The organism is Streptomyces sp. HUAS TT11 (assembly GCF_051553595.1).
Classification (GTDB): Bacteria; Actinomycetota; Actinomycetes; order Streptomycetales; family Streptomycetaceae; genus Streptomyces.
The window spans coordinates 849,755-868,878 of record NZ_CP196184.1; the positions used below are offsets into that span (position 1 = coordinate 849,755).

Genomic DNA, 19,124 nt, shown 5'->3' on the forward strand with positions numbered 1-19,124 from the left:
GGGGCTCTCGCCGATCATCCGCCGGAATTCCGCCGGTCAGGAGGAGACGGCCGACTGCTCCGGGAGTACGACGGATTCGGGGGCGGGCCCCTTCGGCGTGCGCCGGCCCAGGAATCCGTAGACCGCGCCGACGAGCAGACATCCGCCGACGAGATTCCCCAGTCCGACCAGAGCGAGATTGTGGGCGAAAGCGCCTGCGGTCGCACCTGGCACGTGCTCGAACATACCGAGCGCGAAGTAGGTCATGTTGGCCACCACGTGCTCGAAGCCGGACGCCACGAAAGCCAGAATGCCCCAGAAGATCAGCATGATCTTGGCCCCGTCGGACGTGGTCCGTGCCGCCATCCACACGGCCAGGCAGACCAGGAAGTTGCAGAGCACCGCCCGGAAGAAGAGGGCCGCTCCGGACGCCGCCGTCTTCGCCTTGATCACGCTGGTCAGCAGGACAAGTGCCGGCGCGGCATGCCCCGGGGTGGCACCGGAGGTGATGACACCGCTGCCGTGCACCAGCCAGGCGAACAGGACCGACCCGACGAGGTTGCCCACGAACGAACCCACGATCACCGCCAGGGCGTTACCGACCGTGCAACGCCGGGCGATCGCCCCCTGGACCATGGTCATCATGTTGCTGGTGGTCAGTTCGGCACCCGCGAAGACCACCAAGGTCAGTGCAACGGCGAACACCAGCCCTTCGACGAGCTTGGTGAACGGTGACGACGCGGCCAGCAGAGGTCCGCCGACGCTCAGCAGCAGCACCACCCCCACCCCGATAAAGGCGCCACCCAGTGACGAACTGACCAGGTAGCGACCCGGCTTGCGGAGGCTGTCGGCCTTGTCGGCGGCCACCTGCCCCTGTTCGACAAGGGCCTCGGATATGGCGATGGGCATGCTTTCACTTCCCGTGCGGCGTTGTGGTCCCCCTGAGGGATCTACGGCGAAGCGCCGGGCCTGCATGGTCGGCGATACAGGCTTTTCGATCCTGATCCGACTCATGACCCAATTGCTTCAATGGAATACAAAGCTCTGACAAAATGGTGGATGTCCGATTCCGACGGTACAAGATCGAACTCGTCCGTGGCTGTGGGCATCGTCACTCCGGGACCCGAGCCGAGATCTTCTGCCCCGGTGCGTGACCCACCGGGGGACCTGACCTCGCGCGGCCGCGCCCGGCACAGGCATACTCGGGGCCCTGCGGGCGCGTCCGCGTTCGCGAGCAGCAGGAGGTGGGCGATGGTCTCGTCGTCGTCGGTGCCGGGGACTGAGCCCCGGAAGGTCACGATCCATGACGTCGCCCGGTCCGCCGGCGTGTCCCGGCAGACCGTGTCGCGGGCGTTGAACGACAAGGACGAGATCGACGGCACCACCAAGCAGCGCGTCCTCGATGCCGCCCGGGCGCTCGGCTACCGGCCCAGCCGGTTCGCCCGGGGTCTGGTCCGACAGGACACCACCACCATCGGACTGGTCATCCCCGACCTGCTCAACCCGTTCTTCACCGAGGTCGCCGCGGCCGCCCTGGAGGCGGCGCGGTCCCGGGGCTGGCACGTGGTCGTGTACGACACGGCGGACACGGCCGAGGAGGAACGCGGCACACTCCAGGTCATCAGCTCGCAAGTGGACGCGGTCGTCGGCTACTTCAGCTGCCCGGAGGACGAGGTGGAACTGTTCACCCGCGGCATGCCGGTGGTGCTCATCGGCCGCGAGCACCGCACGGCGCGGTTCAGCTCCATCCGGATCGACGGTGAGGACGGTGTCCACGCCGCTGTCGCGCACCTGGTCGCCCGGGGCCACTCGCGGATCGGCATGCTCGACCACGACGGCCGCGCCGAGCCCAGCATCCGGCGCGAGTGGTTCACCACCGCCGCGACGTCCCATGGGCTCGACGCGGACATGGTGGTCGGGGCGGACCAGTCGGCCGACGGCGGCGGCGCCGCCCTCAGGACGCTGCTCACCGCGCATCCGGATGTCACCGCGGTCCTGACCTTCAACGACATCATCGCGATCGGCGCCCTGCGCGAGGCGCGCCGGATCGGCCGGAACGTCCCCGAGGAACTGGCCGTGATCGGCTTCGACGGTCTGCAACTGGGCGCGGTCGTCGAGCCGCCGCTCACCAGCGTCGCCCTCGACACACGCAAGCTCGGCGCACTCGCCATCGAGCAGGTCGCGCGGCTGCTGACCGGGGCGAACCCGCTCGCGGCCGACGACCTCGTCGTCCGGGCCGAGCTCCGGCTGGCGGGTTCCGCTTAACCGGCCGGACTCGTGCGCGACCCGAAGTCTTGACACTCGACCGGACCGGAGCGCACACTTCCGAACACTTCACAACGTTCCCCGTGAGCGCTCACGTGAACGTTCACGTGAGCGCTCACGGGGAGAGCACACATGGTTGCCAAGTCCCGCCTCGGCGTTCGGCGTCCAACCGACACCGCGGCGTCCTGTCCCCAGAAGGCATACCGCCTCAGGTGTCAACGTCGACCCGTCTAGCGCCGCCGCTAGGCGTTCTCTGGAACGGAAAAAATGAGCAACACAGTCACGCGCATCCGCTTCGCCGTCGTCGCCGCGGCCGCCAGTACCGTCGTACTCGCCGGGTGCTCGTCGCCCGCTCCGTCGGACAAGGCCTCCGCGGCGTCCTGCGAGCCCTCCAAGGGCAAGGTCACTCTTCAGTACTGGAATACCGTTCCGGGCATGGACCAGGTCGTCGCCCTGTGGAACAAGAAGAACCCGGACATCCAGGTCCAGATGAAGAACATCTCCAACGACCAGTACGGCACCATCGGCAACGCCCTCAAGGCGGGCAAGGCCCCGGAGCTCGCTCAGGTCGGCTATGACGAGCTTCCCAGCCTGCGCACCCAGGACGCCTTCGTGGACGCCTCGGCCTGCTCGGACGCCACGGCTGCCAAGTCGAAGTTCGTCCCGTGGACCTGGTCGCAGACCAGCTTCGGCGGCACCGGGGTGTTCGCCATGCCGCAGGACACCGGTCCGATGGCCCTCTACGTCCGCAGCGACATATTCAAGAAGAACGGACTCGCCATCCCGAAGACCTGGGACGAGTACGCGACGGACGCGCAGAAGCTGCACAAGGCGGACCCCAACCTCAGCATCACGTTCTTCGACCCGAACAACGCCGAGTGGTTCAACGGGCTCCTCTGGCAGAACAACGCCGAGATGTACAACTACTCCGGCGACAAGTGGCACGTGAACGTCGAGTCGGAGCAGAGCAAGCAGGTCGCCGACTACTGGCAGAAGATGATCGACGACAAGCTCGTCCGCACCGACCTCGCCCACGGTTCGACCCAGATGTACGCGGCCTACCAGAAGGACCAGATCGCCACCTACGTCGGCGCCGCCTGGGGCTACAGCATGTTCCGCGACAACCTGCCCAAGCAGGCCGGCAAGTGGACCATCGTCCCGATGCCGACGTGGGGCGCGAACGGTGCGTCCGGCGACTGGGGCGGATCGACCGTCGCGTTCATGAAGGGCAACAAGCACCTGTACGAGTCGGTCAAGTTCAACACCTGGCTGAACAGCGACCCCGAGGCCCTCGCGCTGGAGAACAAGCTCGGCGGCCTCTACCCGGCGGCCAACGCCGGTCTGAAGCTCCCCGCCCTGTCCGAGGGCGTGCCGTACTACAACAACGAGAAGATCTTCGACGTCTTCGCGGACTCGTCCACGAAGATCGACACCAAGTTCGCCTGGGGCCCCACGCAGAAGACCGTGAACCTGGCCCTGCAGGACGCGATGGCCAAGGCCGCAGGCGGCAAGGGCAAGATCACCGACGCGCTGTCCGCCGCCCAGGCGGCCGCACTGAAGTCGATGAAGGACCAGGCGATCCCGGCCACGGCAGGCAAGTGACCTCAGCATGACCGACATCGCAACCCGCGCAACCCGCGTGGTGGCACAGACCGGGGGCCGCCGCCGTCGTCTCAACGGCGGCGGCCCCCGGGCCGGTGTCATCGTCGCGTTCCTGACTCCGTTCTTCCTTCCGTTCGTGCTGTTCTACCTGGTGCCGGTCGGCTACGCGCTCTGGCAGAGCTTCCTGGTCGTGCGCAGGACCGGCGGCCAGTACGGCACCTCGTACACGACCTTCGGCGGCTTCGAACAGTATGTGCAGGTGTTCCAGAACCATGAGTTCTGGGCCAGCATCGGACGCATCGGACTGTTCGGCATCGTCCAGGTGCCGATCATGCTGTTCGTGGCGCTGATCATGGCGCTGCTGCTCGACACCCCCCTGCTCAAGGCCAAGTCGTTCTTCCGCATCTCGGCGTTCATGCCGTACGCCGTGCCGGGCGTGATCGCCGCGATCATGTGGTCATATCTGTACTCGCCGCAGCTCAGCCCCGTGGTCGACCTGCTCAAGGGGATAGGCCTCCAGCCGGACTTCCTCGGCCCGGACGCCGTGCTGTGGTCGGCGGCGAACGTCTCCACCTGGCTGTGGACCGGCTACAACATGCTGATCATGTTCTCGGCACTGCAGTCGATCCCGCAGGAGCTCTACGAGGCCGCAAAGATCGACGGCGCGAGCAACTGGGCGATCGCGTGGCAGATCAAGGTCCCGATCATCGCTCCGTCGATCATCCTGACCACGGTGTTCTCGATCATCGGCACGTTGCAGCTCTACGCGGAGCCGGCCGTGCTGCGGCAGATCTCCTCGAACATCTCGAGCACGTTCACACCGAACATGCTCGCCTACGCGGTGGCGTCCGGAAACAACTACCAGCAAGCGGCGGCGATCTCCGTGGTCATCGCCGTCATCACCTTCGTCTTGAGCTTCGGGTTCATGCGACTGACGTCGAAGAGGGCCGGACTGTGAGCAACCAGCCCCTGATCCGTGAGAGCCGCGTCAGCCGCACGGCCGTGATGGCTCTGATGTTCCTGCTGGCGATCTACTTCCTGCTGCCGATCTACTTCCTCATCGTCGCGGCGACGAAGCCCCAGGGCGACCTCGCCGCCACCAACGGGCTGGCGTTCTCTCACTTCAACCTGTTCGACAACCTGAGCACCCTGTTCAGCCGAAGCGACGGGATCTTCGGCCGGTGGGCGCTGAACAGCGTGATCTACGCGGTGCTCGGCGCGGCCGTCGGAACCCTGATCTCCGCGCTGTGCGGGTACGCGCTCGCCAAGTTCACCTTCCGGGGCCGGGAGTTCCTGTTCTCCGTCATCCTCGGCGGCGTCCTCGTGCCCACCACCGCGCTCGCGCTCCCGCTGTTCCTCCTGTTCTCGGCGACCGGGATCGTCAACACCTACCTGGCGGTGTTCCTGCCGAGCATCGTCAGTCCCTTCGGTGTCTACCTCGCCCGCATCTTCGCCTCCGCCGCGGTCCCCCAGGAGCTGCTGGAGTCGGCGCGCCTGGACGGGGCCGGCGAGTTCCGCACGTTCTTCTCGGTGGCTATGCGGCTGATGTCGCCCTCACTGGTGACCATCTTCCTGTTCCAGTTCGTCGCCATCTGGAACAACTTCTTCCTGCCGATGGTGATGCTGCAGAAGGAGTCGCTCTTCCCGATCACGCTCGGACTCTTCGAGTGGAACGGCCAGACCGCCCGTGCCCCGCTCCTGCAGGAATCCGTTATCACAGGGTCGCTGGTCTCGATCGTGCCCGTGATCATCCTGTTCATCCTGCTGCAGCGGTTCTGGCGCACCGGGCTCGCAGCCGGCTCCCTCAAGTGACCCCGCACGCTCCCCACACGCACGTCGCTCCACCCACACAGAAGGTCCCTGCCCTCATGCAGAAATCAGCCGTCTTCGTGCCTCATTTCCATTGGGACCGGGAATGGTATGAGCCTTTCCAGGTGTTCCGGCACCGGCTTGTCGCCGCCCTCGACACCGTGCTGGAGACGGCCGAGGCCAATCCGGACTTCCGGTTCACCGTCGACGGGCAGATGGCCGCCGTCGAGGACTACCTGGAGATGCGACCGGAGAACCGCGATCGGGTCGTGGCCCTGGTCGCCGACGGCCGGCTCGCCATCGGGCCGTGGCTGATCCTGCTCGACGAGTTCCTCTGCTCCGGCGAAACCATCGTGCGCAACCTGCAGATGGGCTGGGCGGCCGCGGCGGACCTCGGCGGCTCCATGCCCATCGGCTACCTGCCGGACATGTTCGGCCACGTCGCGCAGATGCCGCAGATCCTGGCACGCGGCGGAATCGAGCACGCCGCTCTGTGGCGAGGTGTTCCGGGCTCGGTCGACGGTCACGCCTTCCGCTGGCGTGCTCCCGACGGCTCCGAAGTGCGCACCGAGTTCCTCTTCGACGGCTACGACAACGGACTCGACGTCCTGCTGGTACCCGACCAGATCGGGCGTGCGCTCGGCGAGTACGCGGACATGACGGCCGAGCGCTGGGGCGGTGACCCGGTGCTGGCGATGGCCGGCACGGACCACAACGCCCCCGACCCGAACCTCGCCGCCTGGCTGCGGCGCGCGTCGGGCGACGAGCGCGCCATCACCATCGCGACCCTCGCCGAGTACATCCGTGACCACGTGCGTGACGAGGTCTCCGCCGTCGTCACCGGTGAGCTGCGCAGCCATGTCCGCGGGAACATCCTCCCGGGCGTGCTCTCCGTGCGGCGCCGGCTGAAGCAGCGGATGGCCGACGCCGAGCGGACCGTCGACCACGCCGAGCGGTTCAACGCGCTGTGGTCCCGGCGCGACGACTCGGCCTTCCTCTCGCTCGCATGGCACAAGATCATCGAGTCGAGCGCCCATGACTCGGTCGTCGGCTCCGGCACCGACGAGACCGCCGACCAGGTCGAAGCGCGTCTCGCCGAGGCCACACACGCGGCGCGCGCGGTTCGGGACGCGGCGCTGGCCGAGCCCGCGGCCCAGGTGCCGAGCGACGGCTATCTGGTCGCCAACCCGCTGCCGTTCGCCCGCACGGCACTGGTCGAGGTGGATGTCGTGGCGCCGCCCGAGGGCGCCGTTCTGGTGTCTTCCGACGCCGACGGCTCGGCGCATCCCGTGCAGCTGATCTCCAAGTCCCCGACCGTGCTGAGCGATGAGCGCATGGACGCCTCGCAGCTCGAACGGGTGCTGCGCCGCATCCACCGCCGTGAGCTCTTCGGCCGGCTCATCGACCGCTACGAACTCACCGCGGGCACCCTCGTCTTCCACCTGGCCGAGGTACCGACCAGCGGGCCGTTCGATCTGCTGATCCTGCGCCGGGAGGTCGCCGACGCGGCCGCCGCGCATCCGGGCGAGTGGCGGGTGCTGACACTGGAGGAGGCACGCGCGACCGCCCTGGTGCCCGTGACCGTCCCCGCCTCCGGACTCGCGAGTTTCCGGGTCGAACCGAGCGACAGCGGTGCCGAGCAGTCCACGACGGGCGCCCCCGCGACGGCGACGGCCCGCGCGCTGGCGAACGGACTGGTCGAGGTGGAGGTGGCCGCGGACGGCACTCTGGAGGTGACCGGGGCCGACGGGACCGTGCTGCGCGGGGTCGGCCGGCTGGTCGACGGCGGTGACCGCGGCGACAGCTACAACTACGGTCCCCCGGCACGCGATGTGCTCGTGTCGGAGCCGACGAAGGTCGCCGTGGATGTCCTCGAGAACGGCCCACTGCGTTCCAGGTTGCGCGTCACCCGCGTCTACGAGTGGCCCGCCGCGCTCACCTCCGACCGCGACGTCCGCAGCGAAGACACCGTCTCCACGCCGGTGGAGACACTTGTGGAAGTGCGTGCGGGTGAGCCGTTCGTGCGCGTCTCCACGTCGTTCCTGAACCAGTCCGCCGACCACCGGCTGCGCTTCCATGTGCCGCTGCCCGAGCCGGTGACGGGGTCCGCGTCCGCAGGACAGTTCTCCGTGACCGAACGCGGGCTCACCGCCGAGGGCGGCTGGGGCGAGTACCCGATCCCGACGTTCCCCGCGAGTGCGTTCGTGTCGGCCGGCGCGACCAACGTACTGCTCGACCACGCCACCGAGTACGAACTCGTCGGCGAGGGTTCCGAACTCGCCATCACCCTGCTCCGCGCGATCGGCTCGATCAGCGTGAACATCCACCCACTGCGCGACGAGCCCGCGGCGAGCGAGATCCCGGCCCCCGGCGCTCAGGACCTCGGCATGCGCATCGAGAACCGGTTCGCCGTCGTGCCCTCGGCAGCCGGATGGCAGGCGGCGAACGCGGTCGCTCTCGCCGAGGGCTTCCACAACGATGTACGGGTGGCTCGCGGGACCGCACCCGCCGGGGGCCGACTGCCTGCCGATACGACCGGTGTGCAGGTCGAGGGTGCGAACGTCCTCGTTTCGAGCATCCGCCGCGTCAGCGACGACGAGAGCGGTGCCGGCACCGAGGTCCGGCTCACCGCGATGAGCGACACGGGGTCGACCGTCCGTGTCAGCGGCGCGTTCAAGGAAGCCACCACGGTCGACCTGCTCGGCCGGCCCCTCTCCACGACGCCGGCCGCGGACGGGCTCGAACTCGAACTCGGCCCGTGGGAGATCCGAACGGTCGTGGTCCGGTAGACAACCGCACCCCCATCCAAGGGACGGCCCCCCATGGTGATCGGCGGACGCACGATCCACGGCACAGGCGAACGGCCCTGACCACACCCCCCTTCTGGAGCCGGTCCTCTCTGCACGACGCCGGTGATCGAGGCCCACGACCAGGCCTCGATCACCGCGTCGCGAGTGCAGTCGGCGTTCGGATCCGCATCGATATCAAGAAAGAGTTGTGACCTCGTGCCTTCCGAACCTTCCTCATATGTTTCGGACCCCACACCAGGGCGTGGCGCGCTACGCCCCGCGCGCTCGTGGCTCCACTCCGACGCCCCCTCGCTCTCGCTGAACGGGCCCTGGCGTTTCCGTCTGGCCCCGACGGCGTCCGCATCGGAGGACTTCGCCGCCGACGGATTCGACGACGACGGCTGGAACAGCATTCCGGTGCCCTCGCACTGGGTGCTCCAGGGTGACGGGGACTACGGACGGCCGATCTACACGAACGTGCAGTTCCCGTTCCCGATCGACCCACCGCACGTCCCGGACGAGAATCCGACAGGTGACTACCGCCGCCACTTCGACCTGCCCGCCGACTGGTCGGCGGCCGAACGCGTCGTGCTGCGGTTCGAGGGCGTCGAGTCGCTGTTCAAGCTGTGGGTGAACGGCGACGAGATCGGCAGCGCCGCCGGCAGCCGGCTCGCCCACGAATTCGACGTGACGTCGTCCGTGCGGCCGGGCGACAACGTCGTCGCCGTGCGCGTGCACCAATGGTCGGCGGCCAGTTACCTCGAGGACCAGGACCAGTGGTGGCTCCCCGGCATCTTCCGCGATGTCACCCTGATCGCACGCCCGGCCGGGGGCATCGAGGACCTCTGGGTGCGTGCCGGGTTCGACGACGGGCGCGGACACGTCGAGGTGGAGGTCACCGCCGATGCGGCGGCGTTCCCGGTCACCCTCCGGCTGCCCGAACTCGGCGTCGAGCGGGTCTGGTCGACGGCCGCCGACGTGGCCGCGTTCGACATCGACGGCGTGGAGCCCTGGTCGGCCGAGCAGCCGCGCCTCTACGACGCCACGGTGTCGTCGGCCGCGGAGACCGTCTCCCTGCGGGTGGGTTTCCGCACGGTCGAGATCCGCGGCGATCGGTTCCTGGTCAACGGACGCCGCGTCGTGTTCCACGGGATGAATCGACACGAGGCGCACCCCGAGCGCGGCCGCGTCTTCGACGAGGAGCACGCCCGTGCGGACCTGGCCCGGATGAAGCGGTTCAACGTGAACGCGATCCGCACCAGCCACTATCCGCCGCATCCACGACTGCTCGACCTGGCCGACGAGCTCGGCTTCTGGGTCGTCCTCGAATGCGACCTCGAGACGCACGGCTTCGACAAGCTCGACTGGGTCGGCAACCCGAGCGACGACCCGGTATGGCGCGAGGCGTATCTCGACCGTGTCCGGCGCACCGTCGAACGGGACAAGAACCACCCCAGTGTCGTGATCTGGTCGCTCGGCAACGAGGCGGGAACCGGCAGCAATCTGGCCGCCATGTCGGCGTGGGTCCACGCCCGGGACGCCGAACGGCCCGTGCACTACGAGGGTGACCACGCCGGCGAATACACCGACGTCTACTCCCGCATGTACGCGTCGGTGCTCGAGACCGAGCAGATCGGAACCGACGGATCACGCGCGCCGCTGATGAACTGCACTCCCGCGCAGGGCGCTCGGCAGCGGACCAAGCCGTTCCTGCTGTGCGAGTACGCCCACGCGATGGGCAACGGCCCCGGAGCGCTCGACCGCTACGAGGAGCTGGTCCACCGGTATCCCCGGCTGCACGGCGGCTTCGTCTGGGAGTGGCGCGATCACGGCATCCTGACGACGGCACCGGACGGTACGCCCTACTACGCGTACGGCGGCGACTTCGGCGAGGTCGTGCACGACGGCAACTTCGTGATGGACGGCCTGCTGTTGAGCAACGACGTCCCCACCCCCGGCCTGCACGAGTACAAGGCAGTCGTGCAGCCGCTCCGCTTCGCCTTCGACGGTGACGACGTCGTCGTCACCAACCTCCGGCACTCCGCGGACACGTCCGACCTGCGCTTCCGCTGGCGTGTCGAGCACGACGGGACGCTTGTGGATTCCGGGGACATGAAGGTCTCCGTCGTCGCGGCGGGCGACTGTGAGCGCGTGCCCCTTCCGTCGGTGCCGGTGGCCCCCGACGCGGAGACGTGGCTCACGATCGACGCGGTTCTGGCCAAGGACACCGCTTGGGCGGGCGAAGGACATGTGGTCGCCACGGCCCAGCTGGACCGCTCGGCGCCCCGTGCCGTGCCGATCGCCCGTCCTCGCACCGAATGGACGCCGAGCGAGGGAACGCTGACGCTGGGCGTCGCCGAGTTCGTCGACGGTTCCCTCGTACGCCTTGCCGGCCGTGCCGTGGCGGGTCCTCGGCTGGAACTGTTCCGTGCACCGACCGACAACGACGAGGGCACGTCGGGCGAGGTCGAGGACAGCGACGCCAGCATCGACGGCGTGTCCCACGCCGAGTTGTGGCGCCGTGACGGTCTCGACCGGCTGACCACGCGGCGGCTGTCCGTGGCGCGCGCGCCCGACGCCCTGCGAACGATCTCCAAGGTCTCCGCGGCGCACTCCGCCCTGTCGGTGACGGTGGAGACCCTCTGGTCGCTCCAGGACGGCGAGCTGGAGCTGCGTGTGGAGATCCAGCCCTCGGCCGGCTGGCGGACCGTGTGGCCCCGGATCGGGATTCGTTTCGATCTGCCCGACGGCGCGGCTCCCGTCGACGGAGCCGAATGGTTCGGCCTCGGCCCGCACGAGTCGTACCCCGACAGCCTCCGCGCGGCACGCACGGGCCGCTTCTCGTCGACCGTCCGCGATCTGTCCGTCGAGTACGCGCGACCCCAGGAGACCGGTCACCGCTCCCAGGTGCGGGAACTGGCCCTGACCAGCGACGGTTCCAAGGTGCTGCGCATCGTGACGCTGCCCGACACACGTGGACGGCGCCCGGGCTTCACCCTCGGCCGCCACACCCCGCAGGAGATCGCACAGGCCCGGCACCCGTTCGAGCTGCCCGAGTCGACGACCAGCCACCTGATCGTCGATGCGGCCCAGCACGGACTCGGCTCCCGGGCCTGCGGGCCCGATGTGTGGCCCGAGTTCGCCCTGCGCCCTGAATCCCGCACGATCAGGCTGCGCATCGCAGCGGGCTGAACCGCCGGCGTCGCACCACGGCCCGCGCGGCACACCGAGTCTTCGGTGTGCCGCGCGGGCCGTAGCTGTTCCGGGGGCAGGGCTCGAGCGGTGGCCGTCGAGCCTGAGGCACGGAGACCGGCGCGCGGCCCCGCACGCCCGTACGCCGCCCCGCGCTCACCGGGTCATACGGTCCCGGTGAGCGCGGGGCGGCTGTGTGGCTGTGCGGGTCCCGGCCGGGCCGGTGGCGCTCCGCCTAGGAACGGGCCCTCGTGGGGCTGCTGTTGTAGGCCTCCACCTCGAGCGTGGGACGGCCCGAACGCAGGGCCCCGGCGGGCCAGGACAGGGTGACGGTCCGGGACTCACCGGGCAGCAACCACACATAGTTGTGGCTGTACAGCGTGGGCAGCACACGGCTGCCGTCCTCGCCGTCGAGCAGCGAGAGCCGGACCATCGCGGCCACGGCCGTTCCGCGGTTGCGGACGGTGGCGGTCAACTCGTGCCGGCTGCCGGAGCGGGAGACCTTCTCGATCGACGCCGACAGCTTGACCTGCTTGGCCGTGTTGAGCGACTTCATGGCGGCCGGCGTGCGATGGCGCCAGTAGGTGTTGCTCGACAGCTCGTGGCCCGCGCCGTCCTCGAGGGTGAGCCGCAGGACGTGGAGGTCGGGCAGATCGTCCGTCCAGTCGGTCGTGAAGGCCGACGCGGTGGCGGACGAGGCGATGTCGACCTTGGCGCGCTTCGTGCTCCCCAGTTGGCGGCCGGAGAGGTCGTACACCCGCGCAGTCACGGTGGCTCCCTTGACCGCCCTGGCGGTGTGGTTCACCGCGAGGACCTCCCACTTCAGGGGGTCGGCCTGGACGTGCAGGGGCTCACAGGCGGTGCGAGCACCGTAGTAGGTCCCGTTGACGTCGAAGTCGTAGTCGTAGGTCTGCCAGACGGTGCTGTGCCAAGCCGGGTGGGACATCCAGAGCATGAGGCCGCTGGCGTTGTCCCACAGGTTGGCGTTCCACGCCTCGAACATGGCGCGCATGTTCTCGTAGTTGACGAACTGTGCCTTGCGGGCGAAGTCGTCCAGGTCCGTGGCCGTGCCGAGCCGGTCCTCGATGGCGGCCTTGTAGTTCTGCGGCGCCTGATTGCCGCGCTCGCTCCAGTCGTGGTAGTACCACGCGCCCTGTATCGGCCACTCGGGCTCGTCGCCCGTCATGTTCCGCATGCTGGCCGCGGTCGACACCACGGGCATGCCAATCTCGGTGTGGAAGCCGAAGTCCCTGCTGCCGTACGTGGAGGGGTCGAAGTACTTCTCGGGCTCGACCCAGCCGTAGGGGCCGCCTCCGGTGATGATCCCGCCGGCCGAGTTGTTCTGGTAGAGGATCCCGGGCGCCTGCTGCTCGACCGCGTCCCGCATGCCCTTGTCGATGGCGGCGGGGGGGTTGCCCTCGTTGGCACCGCACCATACGACCACGCTGGGGTGGATGCGGTAGCGCAGTACGGTGTCGGCGGCGAGCGTGTTGAAGGCGTCGTGGTCCGGCGGGTCCATGCCCCAGGCGTTGGGGAAGTCGTTCCACACCAGAATGCCGTGCTCGTCACAACTGGCGTAGAACTCCTCGCGGTTGCTGCTGCCGACCCAGTTGCGGATCATCGTGAAGTTCATGTCGCGGTGCATCCGGACGGCGGCGTCCATCCGCTCGGCGGGCATGCGGCGCAGCAACTCGTCCCAGCCCCAGTTGCCTCCGCGGGCCAGGACCCGTACCCCGTTCACGCTGATCTTCAGCGGGTCGGGGTTGTTGGACACGGACTTCACGTCGGTCCAGGTATCGCCGTCACCGGACACCTGGATCACATAGGTCTTGGGGTAGGCCTGCTCCCACACGACGGCCAGCCGGTCGAAACGCCGGGCGGATCCGAGGTCGACCTGGATCCATTGGTGGTCCTCGTACTGCGAGGACCAGCGCGTACCCGAGTTGCCGTCGGTCGCATGGGCGGCCGGGTGGTCGGGGTCCTCGGTCGAGGCGGTGGCCTTCTGGTGCAGTGCGAGGTCGGTGCCCGGCTCGGCGCTGTCGATGACGGACAGGGACCACAGCGAGTTGCCCCAGCTGGTGTTGCGCAGGCCGCAGTTGAGGCGGACGTAGCGCGCGGTCTGCGCGCTGAAGTCCTCGATCTGCAGGCTGGCGTCACCGTTGTTGAACGGCAGCGGCACGGCGGTGTTGTCGACCGACTTCGCGTCCGTCCAGGTGTCGTCGTCGGAGGACACCTGGACCACGTAGCTCGCGGCGTAGGCCTGTTCCCAGACCAGGTCGACACGGTCGAACGACTGCTGGGAGCCCAGGTCGACGCGGATCCACTGGTCGTCCTCGTACGAGGAGGACCAGCGGGTGCCGGGGTCGCCGTCGGTCGCGTTGGCCGGGCCGTGGTCGTCCCCGTCGACGCTGGAGGATGTGACCGGAGCGTGCAGAGCGAGGTCGGTGCCGGGCCGGTCGCTGTCGAACACGGACAGGGTCCACAGTGAACTGCCCCAGCCGGTGGCCCGGGTCAGGCACCTGATCCGCACGTAGCGGGCCTGCCGGCTGCCGAGGTCGACCGACTGCGTATAGGCGTCGCCGGTGGCGACGAAGGGCAGCGGCACCTTGTACTCGTAGCCGAACTGGCGGATGCCGAAGCGGCTGACGCGCCGGTCGCTCTCCGCACCGTCCACCGACGCGACGAGGGTGAGGTCGTGCAGGTCGGGGCTGCCGAGGCCGTTGGGCCACCACAGCTTCGGGTTGCGCAGCCGCAGCCGTGTGAAGGCGTCGGGGGCGAAGGTGACGTCGAGGCTCTTGCCGGCCGGGACGGTGACGACCTTGGACACCTGCACGTCGCCGAACGAGGCGGAGACGGTCGCCTTGTGGTCGGCGGAGTCGGCGTTGCGCACCGGGACCACGATGGTGAGTTCCGCGACGGAGGTGTCGGGCAGCTGCGGCAGCACGCTGTCGACGCGCGGGTCGCCGATGACGACATGCCCGGTGGATCGCAGCCGCACATGGTTCCAGATGCCCGCCACGCGGTCGCGCACCGCCGGCATCCAGTCCCATCCCGAGGAAGCGAGATAGGTCGGCGAGTTCAGGTTCATCTGCTGGGCGCCCGCATCGACCCAGGACTCGCCGGCCGGACCCTTGTCGCCCGGGCTGCCGGGAACGGGCATCGGCGTGATCTTCACCGCCAGGGCGTTCTCGCCCTTGGCTGCGAGGAGCGCCGTGATGTCGTGCGACGAGCGGGCGAAGGGATAGGTCACCCCGCCGACCTGCTGCCCGTTCAGCCAGATGTCCGCCCGGTGGTTGATGCCGTCGAACTCGAGCCAGACATGACGCCCGGCACCGGTCCGCATGCCGCGCGGCAGATCGAAGTCGCGCTTGTACCACCAGGAGTGGCGCGACAGCGCCTCGGGGATGTGCAGGTTGTTCAGGCCGATCACGGGGTCGGGCAGCTTGCCCTGGTCGACGAGCGAGGCCAGCACCGTGCCGGGAACCGTGGCGGGCAGCCAGCCGCTCGTGTCCACCGTCGTCCTGGACAGCTGAGCGCCCTCGCCGCCCGCCCAGTCGTCCATGGTGAGGGTCCAGCCGGACTCCAGCGGCACCGTGCCGTCGTCGGCGACCACGAGTTGCGGCGCCGTGCCGTGGTGGGTGTCCCAGTCCGTCCAGCCGGTGGCCGACGGACGGTGGCCCTTGGCGGTGCCGTAGACCTCGAAACCGTTCAGGCCCAGCGGGTTGGGGTTGGACCGCTTGCGGGCGGTCATCCGCACCCAGCGGGCCGTCGCCGGCTTCGGCAGCTGGATCTCCACGACCCCGCCGGTGCCTGCGGTGGTGCGATACACGCTGGTCCAGGACTTGTGGTCGCGTGAGGTCTCGACGACGAAGTCCACCGCGTAGCTCGACAGGATCTCCTTGCCGGTGGTGCCGTCGGCCCAGTTGCCGCTCGCAGGAGGCGTGAACACCGGGTCGCTCGCGTCGGCTTCGAACGTGAGGCGGATCCAGGTGACCTGGCAGTCCGCCTGAAGGTCGACCGATATCCACTGCGGGTCGCCGGCCGCGGCGCGCCAGCCGGTGCCCCGGACGCCCTGCGCGGTGATCCGGTCCACGACGAACTCGCCCGGGGTGGGCGCATAGTCCGTCGAGGAGACCGAGACGGGACGGTACGCGGCGAGTTCGCCCGGGGCCGTGGCTCCGGTGGGCGCCGCAGCGGGCTCAGCGGCGGAACTCGTCCCCGGGAACACGGTGCCGAGACCGAACCCTGCCAAAAGGGTGGAGCCGGTTGCGACGACGGAGCGCCGGGAGGGGTGACGCGACGGATGCGCCTGATGTGCCATGGGTGGGAAGTCCAATCACAAGAAGACGCCGGCAGGACGGACGGCTCGGCCAGCACGAGCTTCGGCGGGATGACAACGTTGCCTGACAACGTTGCCAAAGGCTGTTCCGCGAAGCGGCTTCTGTCAAGACTCCTGGCAGGGATCGAGACCTGCCCGAAAGGAGCGGGACGCACCGGGAATTGCGGCCGCAACGACTGACAAGCGGGCGTGTGGCGCAGGACGACGGCGTGAACACAGGCCGGACAGGCCGTTTCCTCAAAAGGAACGCCGGACCGGTTCTCGGCTGCCAACCCCTTTACGGAGATTTTTTGTTGCGCTCCCGAGCGTCCCGATTCGGGAGCGGCGACCGCCCCGCCCCTGCACCGCGAAGGCGATCGCGTCACGCACCCGGGAAGGCTCCTCCGCGCGGCAGACCCCCGCGAGTCCTGCCGCGCGGACACCCCTTCCGCTCCCCACGCCGGATCCACCGGAAACCACTTTCTTCACACCTTGACTTAACACCAGTGAAATTGCTTGGATCCAACCCGTCGGTGAGGCGGGAGGGGGCGGTTGGGATGACTGACGCCATGTCGGGGTGTGCGCCCGCCGACCCCTTTCCGGGCGTCCGTACCGCGGCAACGGGCCGGCCTGTTCCCTTTCCGGGACGAGGCCGGCCGGCGTCGCCGAGGAAGGTCGACACCGCGACGGCAGGCCCAGACGAGCCACCTGGCCACGCCTGCCGTTGCCGGTGCGACGGGCTCCGTGCCACCGACCCGGCACAGCACCAATCCCCGGTATCCCCCAGACTCCAGGAGAAGCTGTGAGACGTTCCCTCAGCGCGATCGCCGCCGTGGCGGTCACGGCGCTGACCGCATTGGTCGGCACGGGCCCCACCGCACATGCGGACCGTTCCGGGCATGAACCGGCCGGGCGCGGCCCGGTCGTGACCGGCACCTACTCCACCGGCGCCGCCGAGGCATGGCGTCCGCTGCCGAGCGTCCGCGTGGGCGAGGACAAGGGCGCCCCCGCCGATGCCACCGTGGTCGTCGATCCGAGCACCACCCGGCAGCAGTACACGGGCGTCGGCTTCTCCCTCGACGAGACAAGCGTCTCCAACCTGTGGAAGCTCACCCCCGCGAAGCGCGCAGAGGCCATCAAGCTCCTGGTCGACCCGAAGCACGGTGCGGGCCTCGACCGGTTCCGGCTGACGATCGGCAGTCCGGACCTCATCGAGCATCTGCCGTTCTGGTCGGAGGACGACCTCCCAGCCGGTGTCTCGGAGGACTTCGGCCTCAAGCACTTCTCCATCCAGCGGGACATCGACCTCCACATCGTCGACACGATCAAGCTCATCCAGCGCTACAACCCGAAGGCCACCTTCTTCGCCTCCGCGTGGAGCGCACCGGCGTGGATGAAGACGAACAACCGGTTCACCGGAGAAGTCGCGCTCAAGCCCGGGAGCAGCACGGACTACTACCAGGTCGGAAAGCTGCGCGACGACTGCATCGACGTGTTCGCGCGCTACTACGTCAAGTTCGTCCAGGCCTACGCCCGGCACGGCGTGCGCGTCGACGCCCTGACCATGCTCAACGAGCCGGGCATGGACGTGGTCTACCCGGCCATGGACATCAGCGTCGCCCAGCAGCAGAAGCTGGCTCTGGCGATCAAGCGTGCGTTCCGGGCCGCCCGCCTCGGCACCCAGCTCTATGTGCACGACTTCAACTTCTGGGACTGGCGGGACCCCGACAGCACGGCCACCAAGAACTACCACCGCATCTTCGACGACGCCCCCGACGGTTCGGTGACCGGCAGGCAGGTCCTGAACGCGGCGGACGCCATCGCCTTCCACCCCTACTGGGGGGACCCGCGTGTGATGCGCGACGCGTACGAGGAGACCGGCAAGCCCGTGCACCTCACGGAGACGAGCGACCTGTCGTCCTCGACGCTGCTGAACGACTTCCGTCTCGACGCGGGCTCCTACATCCTGTGGGCCCAGACGACGGACCAGGACGGCGGGACCCTGCACTGGACGCCCGCGCGGGACAACAACGTCGACTGGGACCAGGTCGCCGCCACCACCAAGTGGCCGGACCGGCTGGTCACGGTGGACACCACGGCCAAGGACTTCACCGTCCGCGACGAGCTCTACGGCCTGGGGCAGTTCGCCAAGTATCTCTCCCCCGGTGACGTGCGCCTGGAGTCCAGCGCGACAGAGCACGGCATCAGCAACGTCGTCTTCAGGTCCGGCGCCGACGGGTTCGTCGCCGTACTCGGCAACACCAACAACACCGACACCAAGGTCAGGGTCGTCGCCGCGGGCCGTTCGTTCGTGGTGACCGTCCCTGCGGGCTCGTTCGCCACCTACCGCTGGCAGGACCACGCTCCCTCGGGCCACCGCAACCACGCTCCCGTCCTCAGCGGGAGCACCGAGGTGGTCGCCGACCAGTACAGCACCGTGCGGCTGCAGTTGCATGCCACCGACCGGGACGGGGACCGGCCGGCCTACTACGCGGAGGAACTGCCGGACGGGGTCGGCGTCGACCCGGCGACCGGCCTGGTGACGATCCACCCGACCGCCGCAGGCGAGCAGGACATGACCTTCTACGCCACCGACGGCAGGGCCCGGGACCAGCTGAGCGTCCACCTGACCGTGCGGCCGCACGCCGTCCCGGTCGGAGAGAGGATCGAGGCGGAGAACTACACCGACCAGCACGGCTGGCCCGCGGACGGCAGCAACTTCGTCGAGAGCAACGCCGCGGCGAGCGGGGGCAGGAACGTGGGCTGGACGGCCGCGGGCAACTGGCTCCGGTACGACGTGGACGTGACTCACGCCGGCACCTACGACGTCGAGTTGCGCGTCGCCAACGGCACCGGAAGCGCCGCACCCGACGCCTTGTCCCTGCGCGACCGGAGCGGAGCGACACTGGCCACGGTGTCGGTCCCCGCGACCGGCGCCTGGGGCGACTACCGGTCCGTGCACACGACCGTCACGCTCGCAGCCGGGGTACAGCCGCTCACCGTCCACTGCGAGACCGGCGGCTTCAACCTCGACTTCCTGCGCCTCACCGAGTAGTCACCGGTGCTCCGGCAGCCCGGGTGCCTCCGCGCCGAGCGGGGGCACCCGGTGCTGCGAGAACACCTCGGCGCCCGACAGAGCCCCGCCGGCGGCCCGGACTCGCCCACTGCGA

The 19,124-nt window shown here is 68.9% G+C and carries 9 protein-coding genes; 7 read left to right on the forward strand and 2 right to left on the reverse strand.

Annotated features, from left to right (window positions below):
• Positions 1-36: 36 nt before the first annotated feature.
• The gene (locus ACSHXN_RS04130) at positions 37-888 is read right to left on the reverse strand and encodes a formate/nitrite transporter family protein (RefSeq protein ID WP_355134806.1); all 852 of its coding nucleotides are present in this window, start codon (positions 886-888) and stop codon (positions 37-39) included.
• Between the two features lie 342 nt (positions 889-1,230).
• Between ACSHXN_RS04130 and ACSHXN_RS04135 the strand changes: the two genes are divergently transcribed.
• The 6 genes from ACSHXN_RS04135 (at position 1,231) to ACSHXN_RS04160 (ending at position 11,636) form a co-directional block, all read left to right on the forward strand.
• Entirely contained in the window at positions 1,231-2,244 is a 1,014-nt protein-coding gene (locus ACSHXN_RS04135; protein ID WP_355134804.1) for a LacI family DNA-binding transcriptional regulator, read from the forward strand.
• 267 nt (positions 2,245-2,511) lie between these two features.
• Positions 2,512-3,846, forward strand: a complete 1,335-nt coding sequence (locus ACSHXN_RS04140; protein ID WP_355134802.1) for an ABC transporter substrate-binding protein — start codon at positions 2,512-2,514, stop codon at positions 3,844-3,846.
• Positions 3,847-3,853: 7 nt separating this feature from the next.
• Positions 3,854-4,804 carry a carbohydrate ABC transporter permease gene (locus tag ACSHXN_RS04145; protein WP_355134800.1) on the forward strand — a complete coding sequence of 317 codons (951 nt, stop codon included), beginning with the start codon at positions 3,854-3,856 and terminating at the stop codon, positions 4,802-4,804.
• 47 nt (positions 4,805-4,851) lie between these two features.
• Positions 4,852-5,658, forward strand: coding sequence for a carbohydrate ABC transporter permease (locus tag ACSHXN_RS04150; RefSeq protein ID WP_383358849.1), 807 nt, complete (start codon positions 4,852-4,854; stop codon positions 5,656-5,658).
• Positions 5,659-5,714: 56 nt separating this feature from the next.
• Positions 5,715-8,444, forward strand: a complete 2,730-nt coding sequence (locus tag ACSHXN_RS04155) for a glycosyl hydrolase-related protein (protein ID WP_438302663.1) — start codon at positions 5,715-5,717, stop codon at positions 8,442-8,444.
• Between the two features lie 216 nt (positions 8,445-8,660).
• Positions 8,661-11,636 carry a glycoside hydrolase family 2 TIM barrel-domain containing protein gene (locus ACSHXN_RS04160; protein WP_438302664.1) on the forward strand — a complete coding sequence of 992 codons (2,976 nt, stop codon included), beginning with the start codon at positions 8,661-8,663 and terminating at the stop codon, positions 11,634-11,636.
• Positions 11,637-11,871: 235 nt separating this feature from the next.
• On the opposite strand, the gene ACSHXN_RS04165 is transcribed toward ACSHXN_RS04160, so the two are convergent.
• Entirely contained in the window at positions 11,872-15,957 is a 4,086-nt protein-coding gene (locus ACSHXN_RS04165; protein WP_438302665.1) for a discoidin domain-containing protein, read from the reverse strand.
• Between the two features lie 799 nt (positions 15,958-16,756).
• Between ACSHXN_RS04165 and ACSHXN_RS04170 the strand changes: the two genes are divergently transcribed.
• Positions 16,757-19,009 (forward strand): carbohydrate-binding protein, encoded by a 2,253-nt coding sequence (locus ACSHXN_RS04170; protein ID WP_438302666.1) that lies wholly within the window; start codon positions 16,757-16,759, stop codon positions 19,007-19,009.
• Positions 19,010-19,124: the final 115 nt, after the last annotated feature.